Raw genomic sequence first — 19,570 nt, forward strand, 5'->3', positions numbered from 1 at the left:
TTATAGTATAGTTTCATCTTGTATAGTTGAATTTTATAATGAATATTTTAATTATTCATCAAAAATGAAAAAGAGTGCATTATATTTTATGCCTGATATTAGTGGATTTACCAATTTTGTGCAATCTACAGATATTGAACACAGTAAACATATAGTGTCGGAATTGTTAGAAAAGCTAATAGATTCTGATATAATTGGTTTACAAATTGCAGAAATAGAAGGTGATGCTCTTTTTATGTACACTCTAAATATTCCTTCTTTCAGTACAATAATAGCGCAAAGTCAAAAAATGCTAGAAGCATTTACCTATGAAATAGAGAAGTATGAAACTCAAAGAATTTGTCAATGCGGAGCTTGCATGAGTGCATCAAATCTCAAATTAAAATTTGTGGTACATTATGGAGAAATTGCATTTATGCGAGTAAAACATATAGTAAAACCTTATGGTACAGATGTTATAAAAACACATCGCTTGTTAAAAAATAGCATACCTTCAAATCAATATTTACTAATTTCTTCAGAACTTGCTGAATTCTATAAAATTAATTTCGATGAAGAGTTAGCATTTGAAGAATCAAAAGAGGAATACGATTTAGGATTAGCCAAATATTTTTATAAAAATTTTATTAAACCTAAAATTGAAACACCCAAACTAGCTAATCAACTTACTCAAAAACCAAAAACTCCCCCAAATTTAGAGTATAGTACAATCTTAAATGCCAAAATTGTAAATGCTTTTAATATTATAACAGATTTTAGTATGCGGGCGTTATGGTATAAACTAGTAGATAAACTATTATATGATGAACTAAGGATTAATAGAATAGGTATGAGACATAATTGTATTTCGGGTTCAAGTATATATAAAGTTGATACTTTAGGTTCAAAAGAAGATAATGGGCAACTAGTATATGGAGAGAAAACTGAAGATATTGAATATCTTAAAACGTATTCATATTATATGTCGTTAAATTCAATTAGCCCAAATGAAATACACTTGCAAGCAGAGGTGTTTTTTGATTTTTCAACTGAAGAAATAAGAATACAAAATCAAGTTCAAAATATGATAAAGAATGCCTGGCAAGATAGCTTTGAAAGACTTTCAAAACTTATAAGTCATATGCGTATTGAAGCCATAGAAAATGAATTCAAGATAAATTAAAAAATAGAGTTTAAGATATTTGTATATTTAGAAGCCAACAATCAACCAATACATTATTAACATTGCACGTCAAAAAAACTAAACCAGAGATCAATAAAGTGTATCAAATTAAAAAACATACACTTATTCATATATTGTCAGGTACTGGAGGAATTCAGGTCGATTTTAAAAATTACTTTGATTGGCAAGAAAAAGGGATTTTCTTAGAGTATGGACAGTATATTAAATTTTTATCAGATGACTTTGTAATAAGAAAGTATGAATTTCATGATGAAGATCAATTTTATAACAATGAAGTAAGAGTATTATTTAAACATCTAATTTCATTAGGGTATATCAATCTTGAAGAATGTAATGAGTGTAAGTCATTTTTATATGAGCAAACTTCGGAAGAACCTAAAAGTATAATTGATGTATCTTCAAAACAATGGTATTGGCAAAATCCGTTTAAAGCAAATAAAGAAGAATACCAAATCATTTTCGACACCAAAGAAATTATAGATAGAGAATTTTCAAATTCATTGACTACTAAAGATTTGGTAGATCTCATTAATCAAAGAGGCTATAATGCACAATCTCTAATTAAGGATAAAATAGGTCTGTCGGTTAAAAATCTGATGAGCTCAAAAAGACTTATAGAAAGTAAAAGAGAAATTGCTTTTACAGATAAAACAGTACAAGAAATCTCTTATGAATTAGGTTATAAAGACGATGCTTATTTTAATCGCGTATTTAAAAATACAACAGGTCAAACCCCAAAACAATTTCGTGACAATTTTGATTTTAAAAATAGAGACTTATTTACACAAGATATTGTGGCACTTCTTAAAGAGCATCATACTCAAGAAAGGTCTTTAGAGTTTTACGCTGATAAAATGAATCTTTCAATAAAAACATTAGGAAAAAAGGTCCAAGCTAAGATGAATACTTCACTAGGTCAACTTATTCGATTAGAACTTATAAATACAGCTAAATTAATGCTTATAGAAGGTGAAAGTATTACACAAATATCTCGTAATCTTGGCTTTGAAGAGCCTAATCATTTTTCAAGTTTTTTTAAACACTATTCTGGTATAACTCCTACCGAATTCAAAACTAAAAAACACAATTAGTAGTCTTTTTTTTGTAGCGCCATTCTTTTATTTCTCACTGATCTTTGCAGTATAATAATTTACTTAAAAGATAAAAAAATGAATATTAGAGAACAAGCAACAAAAATGGACGCTGTAGTTTCAACTGGAGCAGTTGTAGATGCAGTAAAACAATTCTTTGCAGATGATGCAACAACATCTGATCATGGCGAAGGAGGAACAACATCAAATAAAGCTGAAATGATTACAAAGATGGAAGGCTTTACTGGTGCAATAGAAGCTGTAAATGGTATTACACATCATCATACTATAGTAGATGGTAATGTATCCGCTTCAGAATTCACTTTTGATTTTGACATGCAAGGTGGCGGAAAAGTGTACTGGCATGAAATCATTAGGAGAGTTTGGAATGATCAAGGTCAGGTGATACAGGAAGAATACTTCAACGCAGAATAATAATTTAGAAAAATAACTATCAAATAATTTAATAACAACAAAATGAAAAATTTAATAAAAACAACAATTTTAGGACTTGCATTAGTAGTAAGTTCAACAGTATTTGCACAAGATAATAAAGCAAATAATATTGATAATAGTAATATAGCTTTATTAGGTTATAGTCCTGTATCATATTTAGACTTAGGCTTAGCACAACGTGGAAACAAAGCTTATAAATCTGAATATAACAAAGTGGTATACTATTTTACATCAGCAGATCAGAAATCTACATTTGATAAGAACCCAACGAAGTATATGCCTCAATATGGTGGTTTCTGTGCATTTGGAACTTATGCAGGTGCAAAGTTTAGAGTAGACCCTACTAAATTTATTGTTGAAGATGGGAAGTATTACCTGTATTTAAACAATGTTGAATTAGATGCTAAACAATTATGGCTAGCTGAAAACAACCATAGTAAATTAAAAGGTGTAGCTGATAAAAATTGGAAAAAACTTAGTAAGACTCATAATTAGTATGGTTTAGTTAATATAATTAGTTTTATTTAGTTAATGATACTTACTAAGTAATTAGGAAGTGCAAGTCCTTAAGATTTGCACTTTTTTATTTAATAGTTACTATATAAAACTTAACCAGAAACATATTATATTTAAATGAAGCATACAAAATTTTGACAAACTGAAAAACATGAATATCCCAAATATAGATTTACCACGAATAGTTGTTGTAGGTTCTGGTTTTGCAGGGCTTAAATTTGTTCGTAAAGTCAACAGCCAAAATGCTCAGATTGTTCTTTTAGATAAAAATAACTACCATACATTTCAACCTCTGTTATATCAAGTAGCTAGTTCTGGTTTAGAACCAGACTCTATTGTCTATCCAATCAGAAAAACATTTAAAGGCAAAAAAAACTTTCATTTTAGAATGGCCAAAGTTAATTCTATAAATACAACGTCAAATCAAGTAGAGACAAACATAGGGATATTAAAATACGATTATTTAGTTGTAGCCACAGGAGCTATAACTAATTTTTTTGGTATGAAAAATATTAAAAGGTATAGTTATACAATGAAGAGTCTTAGAGAATCTCTAGATTTAAGAAGTATAATTTTGCAAAATTTTGAGAAGGCAGTCAATACATATGAATCAGATGATAGAAAATCGTATATGAATTTTGTCATTGTAGGAGGTGGAGCCACAGGTGTAGAATTAGCAGGTGCATTAGCAGAATTAAAAAGAAATATTTTCCCCAAAGATTATCCGGATTTAGATATAAGCAAAATGCAAGTTAATTTGATAGAAGCATCAGATAGGGTTTTATCTAATATGAGTCAAAACTCATCTAATAAATCAAAAGAAGCTTTAGAAAATTTAGGAGTAAATGTTTTTTTAAATACAATAGTTAAAGATTATGATGGTAATATAATTAAAACCAATGAAAAAGATATTCATGCAAAAACATTAATATGGTCAGCGGGTGTGTTAGCTGAACCTATTAATAGTATCGATTTTAAATTAAATAAAAGTAATCGAATTATAACTGATGAGTTTAATAAGGTTTTTGGTTTCGATAATATATTTGCTATTGGAGATGTTTGTTGTATTAAGAAAGATACTATTGAAAAAGAACATCCAATGTTGGCTTCAGTAGCTGGGCAACAAGGTCATCATTTAGGAAAGAATTTAAATGCTATCATCAAAAAGAAAAAAACCTATCCTTTTGTATACAAAGATAGAGGAACAATGGCGACCATAGGTAAAAATAAAGCAGTAGTTGACCTACCTTTTATTAAATTTTCAGGAATCTTTGCTTGGTTGGTTTGGATGTTTCTTCACTTAATGTTATTGGTCGATTTTAGGAATAGGCTTATTGTCTTTGTTAATTGGATCTGGAGCTATTTTAAATATGATAAAGGGTTAAGATTGATAATACGTGAGGCTAAAGCGTATGAAAAGTATAATTAAAGACGATTTTTTTATAGTATTCATCGTTTTATAATTTATGAATTTTGTTGTCATAATAATTAAAACATTAAATTATGAAATTCGTAACTAAAAGAATTCACGCATTTTTAGATTATCCTGTAGCAATTGCTTTAATCGTATTACCATATGTATTAGGCTTAGGAGATTCATCTTCTTTAGCCCTAAACCTTTCGGTAGCTATAGGTATAGCTGCATTTGCACTAACATTACTAACAGATCATCATTTAGGTGTACTTCGTGTAATCTCTTATAAGATTCACTTAATTGTTGACTTTTTAGTTGCAGTAGTTTTTATTTTAGCTCCTTTTATTTTTTCATTTGAAGGTATTGATGCTTATTACTATTGGGTTAATGGAGCAGCGGTATTTATTGTAGTTAGTTTACATAAACCAGAACAAGTAGTTTCTTAACGCTAAAAAAATAAGTAAATATTTATTAAAACGGTTTGAGTTTTTACTTAAATCGTTTTTGCTTTTTAGAAATTGGGGATGCATGATTAAAATTAATTCGTACAACAAAAACCTAAGCACTATTTTTGTGCCATGGTTTTAACCAACTACACTAAAGAATTTAAATACAATCTTAAGCTTGCCTCTCCAGTCATTTTAGGCATGTTAGGGCATACGTTTGTCAGTTTTGTAGATAATGTAATGGTAGGACAATTGGGTGCGGCAGAACTTGCAGCTGTGTCTTTAGGGAACAGTTTTATTTTTATAGCAATGTCTTTAGGTATTGGTTTTTCTACAGCAATTACACCTTTAGTTGCAGAAGCGGATGCAGAAGGTGATTTTTCTAAAGGAAAATCGGTGTTTAAACATGGGCTCTTTTTATGTACTGTTTTAGGTGTTCTATTGTTTTTAATGACCGTTGCGGCAAAACCACTAATGTATGTAATGAATCAACCAGAAGAAGTTGTAGAATTGGCAATTCCGTATTTAGATTTAGTAGCGTTTTCTTTAGTGCCGTTAATCGTGTTTCAAGCGTTTAAGCAATTTAGTGATGGCTTATCCCTAACCAAATATCCTATGTATGCTACTATTGTAGCTAATGTTTTAAATGTAGCGATTAATTATGTGCTAATTTTTGGGAAGTTTGGGTTTCCAGAAATGGGAATTGTTGGTGCAGCCGTTGGTACATTAGTATCACGTTTTGTAATGTTATTTTACTTGTGGTGGTTATTAGCCAAACGTGAGAAATCTAGAAAATTTGTAACTCATATCAAGTTTTTCAAACTTAAAACACAAGCTCTAAAAAAACTCACTAATTTAGGTTTGCCAAGCGCAATGCAAATGTTTTTTGAGGTTGCCATATTTACCGCAGCAATATGGTTAAGTGGTACTTTAGGTAAAAATGCACAAGCGGCAAACCAGATTGCATTAAATCTATCTTCAATGACGTTTATGGTCGCTATGGGTTTAAGTGTTGCAGCCATGATTAGAGTTGGTAACCAAAAGGGATTAAAAGATTTCAAAGCCTTAAAACGTATTGCAGAATCTATTTTTCTAGTGGGCTTTATTTTTGCTGTAGTATTTGCTTTAGTATTTGTTATATTCCATGAAACCTTACCGCATTTATATGTAGATTTAGATGATCCCGTAAATGCAGTAGATACAATTGAAGTTGTTAAAATAGCGGCAACTTTGTTATTAGCAGCAGCTATATTTCAAATTACAGATAGTCTTCAAGTCATTACATTAGGAGCGCTTCGTGGTTTACAAGATGTATACATACCAACGTTAATTACATTTATCGCCTATTGGTTAATTGGTTTTCCTGTGAGTTATTTTTTAGGTAAAGCAGACGCATACGGTAGTTTAGGTATTTGGTTAGGACTCTTGGCTGGATTAAGTTCGGCAGCCATTTTATTGTATTTTAGATTTAATTATTTAACACGTAAGTTAATTGCTCAAAAGCATCAACAAGCTTAAATAAAATATTTAAAATATGTAATGAGAAATAAGTTGTAGATTTGTTTTTAGGTATTAGCTAATTATAATGTAACGAATGGAATTACCAAAATTTATATTGGGAGATAATACAGATTATCCCAATGCTATATTTATAATACATACAGAATTCCCTAGATTTATTATTAACCTTGAAAACGATGAGGTAGAATGGTTTGAAGAATTTGATGAGCATGATGAAAAAGAACTAAAAACAGAGACCGAAAACTATATTAAGTTAGCTACAGAATTTTACGATAGAGAAGTAGCACGATACGACGATTAATGTTAGAACAACTCTTAGAATACGATACAGAACTTTTTCTATACCTTAATAGTCTAGGGACAGAAACTTGGGATTGGTTATGGCTATTAATTACTGCTAAAAAAACGTTTGTACCATTATACGCTTTACTACTGTTTCTAATTTACAAAAAATTAGGACTTAAATCTTTATTACTGATGGTTGTCGTTGTTGCAGCTATGATAACATTTACAGACCAATTTACAAATATTGTTAAGCGATCAGTACTTAGATTTCGACCATGCGCTTGCGAAGAGATTATGGATAGTATTAGATATATTGCTGAAAGATGTAGTTCTAATCGTAGTTTTTTCTCTGGCCATGCATCTAACTCTATGGCAGCTGCGGTTTTTGGCGGATTAGTACTTAGACCCTATTTTAAAAATCTTATTTTTATTCTTGTACTTTGGAGTTTTATAGTTGCTTATAGTCGTATTTATGTAGGTGTGCATTTTCCAATAGATATTATTTGTGGTATGGCTTTTGGCGCACTTTCTGGCTTTGGATTTTATAAGTTAAGTAGAGTAGTGTTAAAACGATTTATTACGGATTAGACGTATGCTATAGATTTATAAAATTAATCTTGTTTATCTATTTTGTAATTAATGTATCTTTTCTTCATCCATAAATAAGCAAAACAATCCATTAAAGGATTGATTAAGCGATTCCGAAGTCCAAATTTTGCTGTGCCAGCTATTCTAGGAAAATGCCGAACTGGGATTTGAATGACTTTACCATTTTGAAGCATAACCATTGCAGGTAAAAAACGATGCAAACCCCTAAACATAGGAATCTGTTTTGCATAACTTGTTCGTATAATTTTTAACGGACAACCTGTATCATCCATACCATCTTTTGTAAATGCTCTACGGATGCCATTAGCTAGTTTAGAGGACATCCTTTTAATAAAGGAATCTTTTCTGTTGATTCTTACGCCAGTTACTAAATCGTTAGTATCTATATATTCTAATAACAGATTAAAATCTTCTGGTGTGGTTTGTAAATCAGAGTCAATATAACCAACTAACTCACTTTGTACAGTATCAAAACCAGCTTTTATAGCAGCACTTAACCCTTTGTTTTCTTTAAAAGTAATAAAATGAAACGCGTCGTTTCTAGAGCAAATGACTTCAATTAAATCTTGACTTTGGTCTTTAGATCCATCATTAACAAATAAAACAGATGTTGTTACAGAGGCAATCTTTATATAGTTTAAAAGTTCTTTTTCTACGCGTTTTAAATTACCTTCTTCGTTATATACAGGGACAACAATCGTTAAAATATACTCCATAGATAGTTATATTTAATACCGTAAAAGTATTGCTATTTTATGTTACGGATGAATTGCATTGATTTAAAGTTAAAAAAGATGTTTCTTTGTTTTTCTTATTATACAGAATAAATGAAAATATTAGTTACTGGTGCTGCAGGTTTTATAGGATCACATTGTGCAGAACGACTTTTAAGTTTAGGGCATTCGGTAACTGGTGTTGATAATTTTTCAGATTACTATAGTGAAGATTTAAAGAAAAGGAATGCTTCAATCATTGAAGCTAATGGAGGTAAAATGATAACACTCGATTTAAGATCGGAAGATATCCACCAGGTTTTAGATTTTAACTTTGATTATATTTTTCATTTTGCAGCGCAACCAGGTTTATCAAAAACAGCAACTTATGATGATTACTTTTCTAATAATGTGCTGGGAACAAAAAACTTGATTGATTTTGCCTTAAAATGCCAAAACTTAAAATTGTTTGTCAATATAGCAACATCTTCAATTTATGGTTTACAGGCAACATTTTCAGAAGATGCAGAACCAAATCCTGTTTCAGATTACGGAATAACAAAATTAGCTGCTGAGCAATTGGTATTAGAGAAAAGTAAAACTTTTCAAATGAACACTTGTAGTTTGCGTTTGTATTCTGTAATTGGCCCTAGAGAGCGTCCAGAAAAAATGTATACCAAGCTTATAGATTTAGGATTAAAAGGGGAAGCATTTCCATTATTTGAAGGAAGTGATACACACTTAAGAAGTTTTACTTATGTTGGAGATATTATTGATGGTGTTATTAGTGTTATTGGTAAAGAAGAACAAGTCAACGGAGAAATTATAAATTTAGGAACTGAAGTAGAATATACGACGCAACAAGGTATTGATGCTGTTTCTAATGTCATAGGAAAATCTATAGAAGTAAAAATTATACCCAAACGTGCAGGTGATCAATTACGAACTAAAGCAAATATTGATAAGGCTAGACGATTATTGAATTACGATCCAAAAACTAAGTTATTTGAAAGTGTAAAATATCAAGTCGAGTGGTTTAAGACAAATTTTTTGGAATAGAGATGAGTTGTAAGAAAAAAGGGATAAGGAAGTAGAGATAAGTTAAAAATTTAGTTTTACTAACAACTACAACGAAAGTAAATATTCAGCAGCAGCAAATGGAGTTGTTTTTCCGGCTTCTATTAAATCGATTTGAGATTGCAACTCTGTTTTTATTATTTCTCTATTATAAAAATTAGATTTTAAACGATCTTCTATAGTCTGTAATAACCAAAATTTATTTTGTTCTGTTCTATGGGTTTCAAAATACAGATTGGCTTTTGTATGGTTTACATACTCTGTAATCATATCCCATATTTCAGAAATACCTTCTTGCTTTAGAGCACTGCATAAGGCCGTTTTTGGAGTCCATCCAGAAGCTTTCTCAGGATAAAGATGTAACGCACGATTAAATTCTAGCTTTGCAGATTTAGCCGCTTTTATATTATCGCCATCGGCTTTGTTTATAATTATAGCATCTGCCATCTCAATAATACCTCGTTTTATGCCTTGCAATTCATCACCAGCACCAGCTAACTTTAAAAGGAGAAAGAAATCAACCATACTATGCACAGCAGTTTCACTTTGTCCAACACCAACAGTTTCTATTAATATGGTATCATAACCAGCAGCTTCACATAATATAATCGTCTCGCGAGTTTTACGAGCAACACCACCAAGTGAGTCACCAGAAGGTGAAGGCCTAATAAACGCATTAGTGTCTTTCACCAAATCTTCCATACGGGTTTTATCACCTAAAATACTACCTTGACTTAAGGTACTACTAGGATCAACAGCTAAAACCGCTACTTTCTTTTTTAGATGGGTAAGATGTAGTCCAAAAGCTTCAATAAACGTGCTTTTTCCAACTCCAGGAACTCCCGTTATTCCTATACGTATAGATTTATTTGCATACGCTAAGCACGCAGTTATAATTGCATTTGCTTTTTTTAAATGTTTAGGATTTGTGCTTTCTACTAAAGTAATAGCTCTACTTAATGCCGTAACGTTACCAGATATAATACCTTTAACTAAATCCTCAGCAGATGGTTGTTTACGTCTATGTGATTTAATTGAATTTGCAGAAGAAGAACTAAAACTTTCTGGCGGATTAATACCATCTTTTTCGTGTAATGCAGATTGATATGATTTAGAAGACTTCGCCAAAATAATAATTAAAATTAAGGGTTTCTTGGTTTTGATAATGCCATTGGTACCGAAATTTTAGTTTGATCCCATGCCATAGTTAATTTTAATTCGCCAGTTGTATTATCAAAAGCAATAGTAAATTGCTCTACAGACGTGTTTATTTTTTCTACAGGGACTTCTAGCTCAATAACATCATAATTTGGATCCCAAAGTGGTTCTAATTTTTCATTAACTCCCCATTCGTATTGTCTACTATTAAACATTACTTTCCAAGAAATATCCATAGGTACTGTCCACAAGGTATAGTCTCCTTTGGGCAAAAGCATACCATTTACTATTAAATTTTTATTGCTAGAAAATGTAGTTGCTTCATTTGCTCCAGTTCTCCATACTTTATTAAATGGAACTAAAGCACCAAAAATTTCACGATCACGTTTAGAAGGCCTATTGTATCTTACTTCGAGTTCTAAATCATTTAATTCAATTGCAGCAGTATCTTTTGGACTAAGCCTTGGAGCAAAAATATTTTCTATAAAAACAGAGTAAATTAATAAACCTAAGGCAGCAATAGCTAAAACAATAAGTAATCGTTTTAAAAACATATAAAAAGCAATTTTTATTTTAAAAAATAAAGATAATTGAATTCCTTAAATTTATAGACTACAGGCCTTTAATTTTAATGATTTTCAAAAAAAAGGAATAAATAGCGCTTTTTTTGCAACACATACTTTTTTGTATCGTCTTTAAATTGAACTAATCAAAAACCAAAAGTACAACCAAGCATGTTTCAGACTGACATTATTGAAAAATGCAAACAAAACGATCGACAAGCACAGCTGAAGTTATACAATCAGTATTGCAAAGGTATGCTAGTCGTAGCGCAACGTTTTGTTAGAGATACGATGGAAGCTGAAGATATTGTACAAGAAGCGTTTATAAAGGCGTTTACAAAGTTAGAACAGTATAAAGCGGAAGTCACTTTTGGAGCATGGTTAAAACGTATCGTTATTAATAAAAGTATTGATTTACTTAAATCTAAAAAGCAACGTCTTATAGATTTAGAAGAGGTGCACCTCAATGTGGTTGATGCTGATTATGAAAACGAATGGTTAGTAGACGATAGTATTACAGTAGATAATGTAAAACAAGCGATACAGCAATTACCAGAAAAATATAAATATGTGGTAATACTATATTTAATTGAAGGGTATGATCATCAAGAAATATCTGAGATTTTGAATATTTCTGAAGTGGCTTCAAGAACACAATTATCTAGAGGTAAACAAAAATTACAAGCACTATTAAAAATAGAGAAAAATGGCACAAGATCTTAAAAACTTATTTGAAGACCAGTCAAAAGAGCAAACGGCAGAAATGTCTACAGGCCATGAAGCACGATTTCTTCAAAAGCTAGATAAAGCTTTACCAAAACAAAAGAAAACCAATCGTTTTGGGTTTTTAAACATAGCAGCAAGTGTTGTGGTGTTATTAGGATTAAGTTATGGAGCATATCAGTTTATTTCAAGCCCTAATACTGGTGGAAATACTATTCCTGAAGAAGAGGTTACTAGATCTATTGGAGATGTGTCGCCAGAATTAAAAAAAGTAGAAGATTATTATTTGGCGAGCATCAATTTAGAGTTGTCTAAGTTGCAAATAGCACCAGAAAACAAAGAACTTTTTGATGGTTATTTATCTAGAATTAAGGAATTAACCCAAGAATATAAATTGCTTTCGGACGAATTTATAGATGCACCAAATGAGCAAACTGCAGATGCCATAATTAATAATTTAAAATTACGATTAGATTTAATGTATCGTCTAAAAGAGAAGTTAAGCGAATTGCGAAACACTGAAAGTATATTATAAACATTAAAAAGTCATTTATAGCTTATTCTAATTATAATGATTAAAACGAAAGCCTAATAGAATGACAATACACAAAATCAATAAAAAAATGAAACAGTTAAAATTAATAGCATTATTTATCAGTCTTATAGCGGTATGTAATGTAAACGCACAACAGAAATTACAGAAAGTTTCTAAGTCTGTCAAAGCAAATAATGACGTGACTTTAAAGCTAAATACGAATCATACCAATATAGAAGTTGAGTCTTGGGATAAAAATGAAATACAAATCGAAGCTTATATTGAGAGTAATGAATTGAGTAAAAAAGATCTTCAAAAAATACTTGATCGTTGGAAATTAAATGTAGAAGGTTCTGGAGATAATGTTACGATTTCTACCGGTGGTGATGTACACGTTCTTTACGGAGAAGATTTTGATTTCGATTTCGATTTTGATCCAGAAATACAAGAAGCTATGAAAGATTTAAAAATTAGACTTTCAGATTTAAACATAAATATTCCAAATATTGATCTTTCTAAATTTAATGTCAATATGCCAGAATTTCCTGAGCTTCCAGAGTTCCCAGAATTTCCTGAACTTCCAAACCTACCAGAAGGAATACATAGTTTTAGTTTTGATTATGATGCTTATGAAAAAGATGGTGATGCTTACCTAAAAAAATGGAAAAAGGAGTATGAGAAAAAACATGGTACTAAATACAGTGATGAGGTAGAAGCTTGGGCTAAAAAATTCTCTGAAAGCGATTATAAAGAATGGGCAAAAAAAATGGAGAAATGGGGAGAGGAATATGGTAAAAAGTTTGAAGGTAAGTGGGCTAAGGATATGGAAAAATGGGGAGAGAACTTTGGTGAAGAACTTGAAAATAGTGATTGGATAAAAGATATTGAAAAATGGGCTGACAAATTTGGTGAGAGTTTTGGGAAAGACATGGAAGCTTGGGCAGAAGATTTTGCAGAGCAGTTCGATGATGAAAATGGAGATTTTCAAAAACGGATAAGAGAGATTGAGAAAAAAGCAGATGATTTTGAAGAAAACAGCAAAAATAAAAGCAAGGTTATTAAAACCATAAAAATTAAAATGCCAAAGGATACTAAACTTAAAATGAATGTACGTCATGGCGAACTTAAGTTCGCATCTACAGTATATAACTTAAAGGCAGACTTAGCTCATTCAAAATTATTAGCAACACGCATCGATGGAAGTGAGACTTCCATCGATGCTGCTTATTCTATTATTAATATAGATGATTGGAATCAAGGTGAGTTAAAATTAAAATATGGTGAGTACACACAATTAAAAAACGTAAACCGGTTACGATTAAACGCTAACTCATCAGATATTATAGTTGGGAAGTTATCAGGGAATGCTATTATTAGTGGGAGTTTTGGGGATTTAGAAATTGAGAATATAGCCAATACATTTAATAACTTAAACTTAGTACTAGAAAATACAGATGCCATTGTAAAATTGCCAAAAACTAATTACAATCTAGAGTATCAAGGTAATCGTTCAAGATTCTCTCATCCTGAAAAGAAGTCTGGTACAAGTAATTCTTCATTTTCTAAAAATGCTGATAACAACAAAACAATTGTTGTTAATGCAAAATACAGTAATGTAGTGATGCAATAATATAAATACGTCATTTCCAAATTGCATATTTAACTGATCTAATCATACTTGGTAAATAATTACTTCGTTTATATGCGTTCTCTTTAAATTCTTTCATCAAAGATTTATTTATCATCCTTCCTTTTATCATTACCCATTCTGGGTTTTTTAATGTATTTAAATCTTGTAAAGGATTTTCATTAGATAAAATTATGTTTGCCATTTTTCCTTCTTCAATGGTACCAAACATTTTGTAGTTGTTATAAACTTTTGTTGGGTTTACAGTCGCTGTTTTTAAAGCTTCGTAATTAGACATTCCTGCTTCCACATAAAAACTCAGTTCTTGGTGAATTGAAAACCCAGCAGCTGTATTAAATACACCAGCATCTGTGGCACAAACAATATTAACACCAGCTTTATGAAGTTTTCTGATAATATCAATATGAAAATTATGCTGATCGTTTATTTTTTTTGTTGCATTTGAGTTACTTTCTTTTACACTTGTATGAAAATTATAATCATTCTTTTCAATGCTTTGAATAAACGGATTCATATATTTTGAGTGTTCAGAAGTTAAAAAGTCTTCACCATTGTTGTAAATTTCTGTAAGATTATAGAACACAGTGAGAGTGGGACAAAGAGTTTGATTTGATTTTGCATAGCCTTCAACAACAGTAGTCAACTTCTCATAATCTATTTTGTAATTAAGTGGTTGCTGAAAAATATCCTCTGTATGTTCTATGGTTGAAATATTAGAATTGAAATGATAATCGTAATCTACTTTAAAACTTGGATGCGCCGCAATAGGAATTTTAGAAATTATAGACTGCTCAATAGTGGCATCAAAGATGTCTTTTGGTAATTGATTATATGTTTTAATGTAATCGTATCCTTTTGCTTTATATGTTTTAACCAATTGTTTTGCTTTTTCTGGGGTGGCAATTTTTTTTCTATGACTACCTTTTTGTTCAATTCCAGTAAATTGGGGACTTGCAGTATATAATAGTGGTCCGATGAGTTTATCGCTATTAATTTCTTTTTTTACATTTAAATGAAATGGCATTCCTAATAAATTCCGAATTGTAGTTACACCATTTGCTAAATAAAGTCCTAAATCATATTTATCCCATAAATGGATATGCATATCTATTAAACCAGGCGAAAGGTATTTTCCTTTTCCGTCTATTATAGTTTCATTAGTAGTTAAAATAGTATCATTTATAGTTTTAATTATCCCATTTTCAATACGTACAGATTTGTTCATCAAAACCGTATCGCTTGTCATAGGAACGATGCTTACATTTGTTATAATATATGAATTAGACGATAAACTGGGTTGATTTTTTATTTTAAGATATGCTGTGTTTTTACCTTCAACTTTTAATACAATAGCAGAAGTTATAATTAATAGAATTATTAAGGATAAAAGAGTGATAAATGCTTTTTTAAGGAATTGCATAGTGTTTAAATTTTATGCAAACCTAGATTAAGATAATGTTACAGTAGTTTCGTTTTGTATAATTATGACATATTGAAACTTATTGATGTGCTTCTTTAAATTGGTTAGGTGTCATTTTTAATTCCTTTTTAAATGCATTGTAATACGTGGTTTTAGATTTAAAACCAGCCTCTAATCCAATAGCTAACAAGCTGTATTTTTCAAAATCAGGATTTAAAATCATATGCTTTGCATCTTCTATTCGATAATGATTTATAAAATCAGAAAAATTTAAATAAGGCGTTTGACGAATAAGGTTAGATAAATAGCCACTGCTTATTCCTAATTTTTCGGCTACGATATCTCTGTTAATGTTTGGGTCTTGATGTATTTTGTGCTCAGATATTAACTCATATAGGTTGTCTATATAATTATTAGAATGTTTTGTGTGCGTATATTTTTTCTTCGATTTTTTAGAAGCTATCGTTTGTATTTTAATTTCATACAATTCATTAGTTAATTTAAACTTGTAAAATCCTTTAAAAACTAACCAATACGTGAAAAATGTTACTAGAACCCATAAATAGGTTAATGGCATTCGGGTATCAGTTAACCATCTTATAAGTTCTATAATAGAACCGAATAAAGTTAACACAAGCATAACTACCCAAATTGACTTTATCCATAGCGTATCGTTGGCTTTGTTTTTATAGAAAACATATTTGATTGAAAGACCTAGTATTAGAATAGGGAAGACAGCAGAGAGAAGATAAATTAACTTATAAAAGCTTGCAATTATATCTTTAGTTAAAAAGGAAAACTTATAAATACCATATATATTTTGTAAAACAATACTAAGATTTAAGAGACTTAAAATTATGAAAGGAATAAAAAAGTAATGTGCTTTTTTTACAAGAGCTTCATTTTTTGTAGCTTTTAATAAATAGATAAATAGTGTTACAGGATATAAAAATTGCCATAGAAATATATCTAAAACAGCAACTAAAAATGGATTCTCACCTAAATCCCAAAACCAATTATTCATACCAGCTATTGATATAAACAATAATGTTATTCCCAAATAAAAGTTTGTAGTATTCCGAAAAAATTTAGAATATAAAACAATAAAACTTAGAACGAAACCGTGTATAATTCCAATGAGGTTAAAAAGCGCTATAAAACTAATATCCATTGTTTAGTTTGATGAGATATAAAAGATATCATACATAATTATGATAAAATTAGTTGATATATATTCAATCACAAATTAAATTTATTATTGCAAGACTATAAGATAATATTTTAAGAGGCTATAGTTTGTTATTTTTGAAAATATAGATATAACTATTATAAATGACAATAGAATCATTCTCAAATTTTCTTAAATCAATAAGTGATAAACCACTTTCTGTTTTAGACCCTTCAATACCGTTGAAGGATTTTTGTGCTTTAGACCTTTCTGTTTCTAATAAACAATTACAAAATGTAGATGTATCTTCTTCTGATGCTTTAGAAAAGCATATTTGGAACCATATAAATGAAAGTAATGCAAAAGTCGCTTATGGTGGCTATTTAGAGCAACGTGGTATTTATAATCGCAGTGCTTATTTTAATCAAGAAAATCCAGAAACCGAGCGTAATATTCATCTAGGGATTGATTTATGGATAAAAGCTAATACACCAATATATGCGCCTTTAGACGGAACTATACACAGTTTTAATAATAATACCAATTATGGTGATTATGGACCAACCATTATATTAAAGCATAATATTAATGGCATTGTATTCCATACACTTTATGGGCATTTAAGCGAAATTTCTTTGTTGGGCAAACAAGTTGGAACAGAAGTAAAGCAAGGTGAACAAATTGCTACTTTGGGGACTGCTGAAGTTAATGGTGATTATGCGCCACATTTACATTTTCAATTGGTAAAAGATATGCAAGATTTTAAAGGTGATTATCCTGGTGTTACCAATCGTTTAGATTTAGATTTTTATAAAATCAATTGCCCTGATCCTAATTTATTGTTGAAATTGTATTAGACTTATTTTTAGTTAAGCTTCGTTTTCTGTTTTGTGTAAATGTAAAATAGCTGTGATTTTATTGTTGTGGTCTTAGCTTTTCTATAACATCCGTGCTAACCCAATAAATATTTGCTAGTCCAGGCTGTATATCTCTTTCATCTCTTCCAAAAAATAGATACTTACCATCTGGAGTTATGCTAGGCGTTTTTTCATTAAAATCAGAATTGATAGTAGGTCCGAGGTTGATGGGATTGGTCCATGCCCGATCTTGATCTTTAAAACAGACATATAAATCTCTACTTTCATTTTCATTGTTTTTAGCTGTAAGCACTATATAATCTTGAGAAGGGGAAATGAATACGTGATCACCAAATTCAAGATCAATTTGCTGTACTTTAGGAAATTCACCGTCTTGGTTAGGTGCAAAATACGTTTTAAAGGTCGATAGGTTGAAATAATAGAGATCTCCATTATCAGATTGATTAGGGTAAAATACTGAGCCTCTATTAATCGGAGAATCAAGTTGTACAGCTTTGCTCCAAGAATCCTCTGTACGATGGACGTACCAAATGCGAGGATTTGGGGAGTCCGATTCGTGAGCTACAAAATAAATTCTTTTGCCATCAGGACTAACGAATGGATGCCTTTCTTCTTCTTTTTGGTCGTTGGCAAAATTCACTTCCTCAATAGGTGTCCATGTGGAGCCTATAAGCTTTGAGGAGTAGATATGCGTTTTGTCGTTTTCATTAGTTGCTCCGAAATATAGTTCGTCTAACTGAGGCGAAAATGATATACCGCCTTCATATCGCCCTTCTACAGAAACAATACCAGGTGCAAAGACTTCAGGAGTTAAGCCAGGTGGTTTTTGTCCAAAGTAGGAACTTTCTTTGACTAAAGAATCGCCTTCTTTTTTAAGATCTTCAATGATCTGAGCATCAACCCAAAATATATTTATTTCAGATTCCTCAAAAGTTTCACCATGGATGATTCTGTTAAAAAAGAAATACTTTCCGTCATGGGAAACCATACCACGATTATCTTCATATTCCGTATTTATTTCTGGTCCCATATTAATGGCAGGACCCCAAGATTCATCTTCCTGACGGAAACTTATATATAAATCCGAGTCACCATAACCGCCTTCTCGCTCACTATCCCAAATCAAATACGATTCATCTGGTGCAATAAAAGGATGTGCAGTCCATTTTCCTGTATTTATTTCTTGGCCAAATGCTTTAGGCCTTTCACGTATGCCATCTTTCACTCTAGAATATCGAATAGTACCAATGCCATCTGGATCTCTTTCATCAAAAACATAGGTTTCCAAATCAGAAGTGGTCAGACTCATAATAGGAATTTGATCGTATGGAGGACCTAAACTTATCTTCTCGGACCAGCCAGAAGCAGTGCGCTCTTGAAATTCATTGCCAAGATAAAGAGTATTGCCATCCGGAGATATAAAGTTTTTCATTCCATAGTCCTTCATGTCATCTTTTAAAACGGGTTTCTGCCATACTCCATTTCTAAATCGAATAACATATGTTTTAGATGCTTCGCCTTTTTGTTGTCTCAAAAAATAGAATTCTTGTGTTACAGGATCGAATAGAGGGATTCTTTCGAAATTTTTTGTTGAAACAATGCCAGGAGCAAACAATTCAGGAGTTGACCCTGGTGGTTTTTGTCCTAGATATGGGGTTTTTATAGAAGGTATATCACTATCATTTGTCTGTTCTTTCTTAGTATTACAAGCATTTAAAATCAATGTTAATACAAGTAAGAGACATAAAAGTCCAATTTTATTTTTCATAATTTTTAAATGTAAAATAAATCTATAATATATTCAATGCATAAATTCATTAATAGGATAAACACAGCAATTAAATGATGAAATCATTTCGTCATTATAGTAAGTTCATTGTTTTATTAGTTTTTACTAAAATATAATTTTATGGCTGTGTAAACTATCCATAAGAAGTAAAATAAAAATACTATTCTTTGTCCAAGAGCTGGAATATTTGGGAAAGCAAAAACCCACGCACCAAATAAAATTGTTACGTAAGTAAACAGTAAAGTCGGTGTTTTAGCAGTTTTCCAATAGGTAGATTTTTTCATCAGTTTTGGATAAGTAAAAGCACCAATCAAAAAGAAAGTATAGCTCCCAAAGCTTCCAACTGTATGTAAAAGCATTGTTGTTGATTGTGGGTT

At 30.7% G+C, this 19,570-nt stretch carries 21 protein-coding genes; 14 read left to right on the plus strand and 7 right to left on the minus strand.

Features of this window, described 5'->3' with window-relative positions; all coding sequences use genetic code 11:
• Window positions 1-64: 64 nt before the first annotated feature.
• From K8Z87_RS12490 to K8Z87_RS12530, 9 genes are all read left to right on the plus strand, one after another.
• On the plus strand, window positions 65-1,162 hold the full coding sequence (locus tag K8Z87_RS12490) for a DUF2652 domain-containing protein (RefSeq protein WP_227477910.1): 1,098 nt from the start codon (window positions 65-67) through the stop codon (window positions 1,160-1,162).
• A gap of 62 nt (window positions 1,163-1,224) precedes the next feature.
• Window positions 1,225-2,274 (plus strand): helix-turn-helix transcriptional regulator, encoded by a 1,050-nt coding sequence (locus K8Z87_RS12495; RefSeq protein ID WP_227477911.1) that lies wholly within the window; start codon window positions 1,225-1,227, stop codon window positions 2,272-2,274.
• A 78-nt stretch (window positions 2,275-2,352) separates the two neighbouring features.
• Complete coding sequence (locus tag K8Z87_RS12500; protein ID WP_227477912.1) at window positions 2,353-2,709, plus strand: nuclear transport factor 2-like protein; 357 nt, start codon at window positions 2,353-2,355, stop codon at window positions 2,707-2,709.
• A 42-nt stretch (window positions 2,710-2,751) separates the two neighbouring features.
• A complete protein-coding gene (locus tag K8Z87_RS12505) occupies window positions 2,752-3,225 on the plus strand; it encodes a YHS domain-containing (seleno)protein (RefSeq protein WP_227477913.1) in 474 nt (157 codons plus the stop codon).
• A gap of 172 nt (window positions 3,226-3,397) precedes the next feature.
• Window positions 3,398-4,675, plus strand: coding sequence for an NAD(P)/FAD-dependent oxidoreductase (locus tag K8Z87_RS12510; RefSeq protein WP_227477914.1), 1,278 nt, complete (start codon window positions 3,398-3,400; stop codon window positions 4,673-4,675).
• Between the two features lie 74 nt (window positions 4,676-4,749).
• Window positions 4,750-5,106 (plus strand): hypothetical protein, encoded by a 357-nt coding sequence (locus K8Z87_RS12515; protein WP_227477915.1) that lies wholly within the window; start codon window positions 4,750-4,752, stop codon window positions 5,104-5,106.
• 132 nt (window positions 5,107-5,238) lie between these two features.
• On the plus strand, window positions 5,239-6,624 hold the full coding sequence (locus K8Z87_RS12520; protein ID WP_227477916.1) for an MATE family efflux transporter: 1,386 nt from the start codon (window positions 5,239-5,241) through the stop codon (window positions 6,622-6,624).
• Window positions 6,625-6,700: 76 nt separating this feature from the next.
• Window positions 6,701-6,928, plus strand: coding sequence for a hypothetical protein (locus K8Z87_RS12525; RefSeq protein ID WP_227477917.1), 228 nt, complete (start codon window positions 6,701-6,703; stop codon window positions 6,926-6,928).
• Window positions 6,928-7,500 (plus strand): phosphatase PAP2 family protein, encoded by a 573-nt coding sequence (locus K8Z87_RS12530; RefSeq protein WP_227477918.1) that lies wholly within the window; start codon window positions 6,928-6,930, stop codon window positions 7,498-7,500. Before K8Z87_RS12525 ends, K8Z87_RS12530 begins: the two co-directional genes overlap by 1 nt.
• A 23-nt stretch (window positions 7,501-7,523) precedes the next feature.
• Here K8Z87_RS12530 and K8Z87_RS12535 read toward each other — a convergent pair whose 3' ends face one another.
• Window positions 7,524-8,237, minus strand: a complete 714-nt coding sequence (locus tag K8Z87_RS12535; protein ID WP_227477919.1) for a glycosyltransferase family 2 protein — start codon at window positions 8,235-8,237, stop codon at window positions 7,524-7,526.
• 111 nt (window positions 8,238-8,348) lie between these two features.
• Here K8Z87_RS12535 and K8Z87_RS12540 point away from each other — a divergent pair, with 111 nt between their 5' ends.
• A complete protein-coding gene (locus K8Z87_RS12540; protein WP_227477920.1) occupies window positions 8,349-9,293 on the plus strand; it encodes an NAD-dependent epimerase/dehydratase family protein in 945 nt (314 codons plus the stop codon).
• A 66-nt stretch (window positions 9,294-9,359) separates the two neighbouring features.
• On the opposite strand, the gene meaB is transcribed toward K8Z87_RS12540, so the two are convergent.
• Window positions 9,360-10,439 (minus strand): methylmalonyl Co-A mutase-associated GTPase MeaB, encoded by a 1,080-nt coding sequence (gene meaB / locus K8Z87_RS12545; protein ID WP_227477921.1) that lies wholly within the window; start codon window positions 10,437-10,439, stop codon window positions 9,360-9,362.
• A gap of 14 nt (window positions 10,440-10,453) precedes the next feature.
• Window positions 10,454-11,023, minus strand: coding sequence for a DUF2911 domain-containing protein (locus K8Z87_RS12550; RefSeq protein ID WP_227477922.1), 570 nt, complete (start codon window positions 11,021-11,023; stop codon window positions 10,454-10,456).
• Between the two features lie 180 nt (window positions 11,024-11,203).
• Here K8Z87_RS12550 and K8Z87_RS12555 point away from each other — a divergent pair, with 180 nt between their 5' ends.
• The 3 genes from K8Z87_RS12555 to K8Z87_RS12565 all read left to right on the plus strand — a co-directional run bounded on the left by K8Z87_RS12555 (window position 11,204) and on the right by K8Z87_RS12565 (window position 13,920).
• Entirely contained in the window at window positions 11,204-11,755 is a 552-nt protein-coding gene (locus K8Z87_RS12555) for an RNA polymerase sigma factor (protein WP_227477923.1), read from the plus strand.
• Window positions 11,739-12,290 carry a hypothetical protein gene (locus K8Z87_RS12560; protein WP_227477924.1) on the plus strand — a complete coding sequence of 184 codons (552 nt, stop codon included), beginning with the start codon at window positions 11,739-11,741 and terminating at the stop codon, window positions 12,288-12,290. The genes K8Z87_RS12555 and K8Z87_RS12560 overlap by 17 nt, the downstream gene beginning before the upstream one ends.
• Before the next feature lie 88 nt (window positions 12,291-12,378).
• Window positions 12,379-13,920: a hypothetical protein gene (locus K8Z87_RS12565; protein WP_227477925.1), complete on the plus strand. Its 1,542-nt coding sequence runs from the start codon at window positions 12,379-12,381 to the stop codon at window positions 13,918-13,920.
• 10 nt (window positions 13,921-13,930) lie between these two features.
• Here the strand turns inward: K8Z87_RS12565 and K8Z87_RS12570 are convergent, their stop codons facing one another.
• Both K8Z87_RS12570 and K8Z87_RS12575 read right to left on the minus strand, forming a co-directional pair.
• Window positions 13,931-15,358 (minus strand): amidohydrolase family protein, encoded by a 1,428-nt coding sequence (locus K8Z87_RS12570; RefSeq protein WP_227477926.1) that lies wholly within the window; start codon window positions 15,356-15,358, stop codon window positions 13,931-13,933.
• Window positions 15,359-15,437: 79 nt separating this feature from the next.
• A complete protein-coding gene (locus K8Z87_RS12575; RefSeq protein WP_227477927.1) occupies window positions 15,438-16,418 on the minus strand; it encodes a helix-turn-helix domain-containing protein in 981 nt (326 codons plus the stop codon).
• A gap of 272 nt (window positions 16,419-16,690) precedes the next feature.
• Between K8Z87_RS12575 and K8Z87_RS12580 the strand changes: the two genes are divergently transcribed.
• Window positions 16,691-17,383: a peptidoglycan DD-metalloendopeptidase family protein gene (locus tag K8Z87_RS12580; protein ID WP_227477928.1), complete on the plus strand. Its 693-nt coding sequence runs from the start codon at window positions 16,691-16,693 to the stop codon at window positions 17,381-17,383.
• 58 nt (window positions 17,384-17,441) lie between these two features.
• On the opposite strand, the gene K8Z87_RS12585 is transcribed toward K8Z87_RS12580, so the two are convergent.
• A complete protein-coding gene (locus K8Z87_RS12585; RefSeq protein WP_227477929.1) occupies window positions 17,442-19,019 on the minus strand; it encodes a hypothetical protein in 1,578 nt (525 codons plus the stop codon).
• Between the two features lie 269 nt (window positions 19,020-19,288).
• Window positions 19,289-19,570: hypothetical protein (locus tag K8Z87_RS12590; RefSeq protein WP_227477930.1), on the minus strand; the 282-nt coding region annotated here is incomplete at its 5' end.

Source organism: Winogradskyella immobilis (assembly GCF_021887715.1).
GTDB classification, from domain to species: Bacteria; Bacteroidota; Bacteroidia; order Flavobacteriales; family Flavobacteriaceae; genus Winogradskyella; species Winogradskyella immobilis.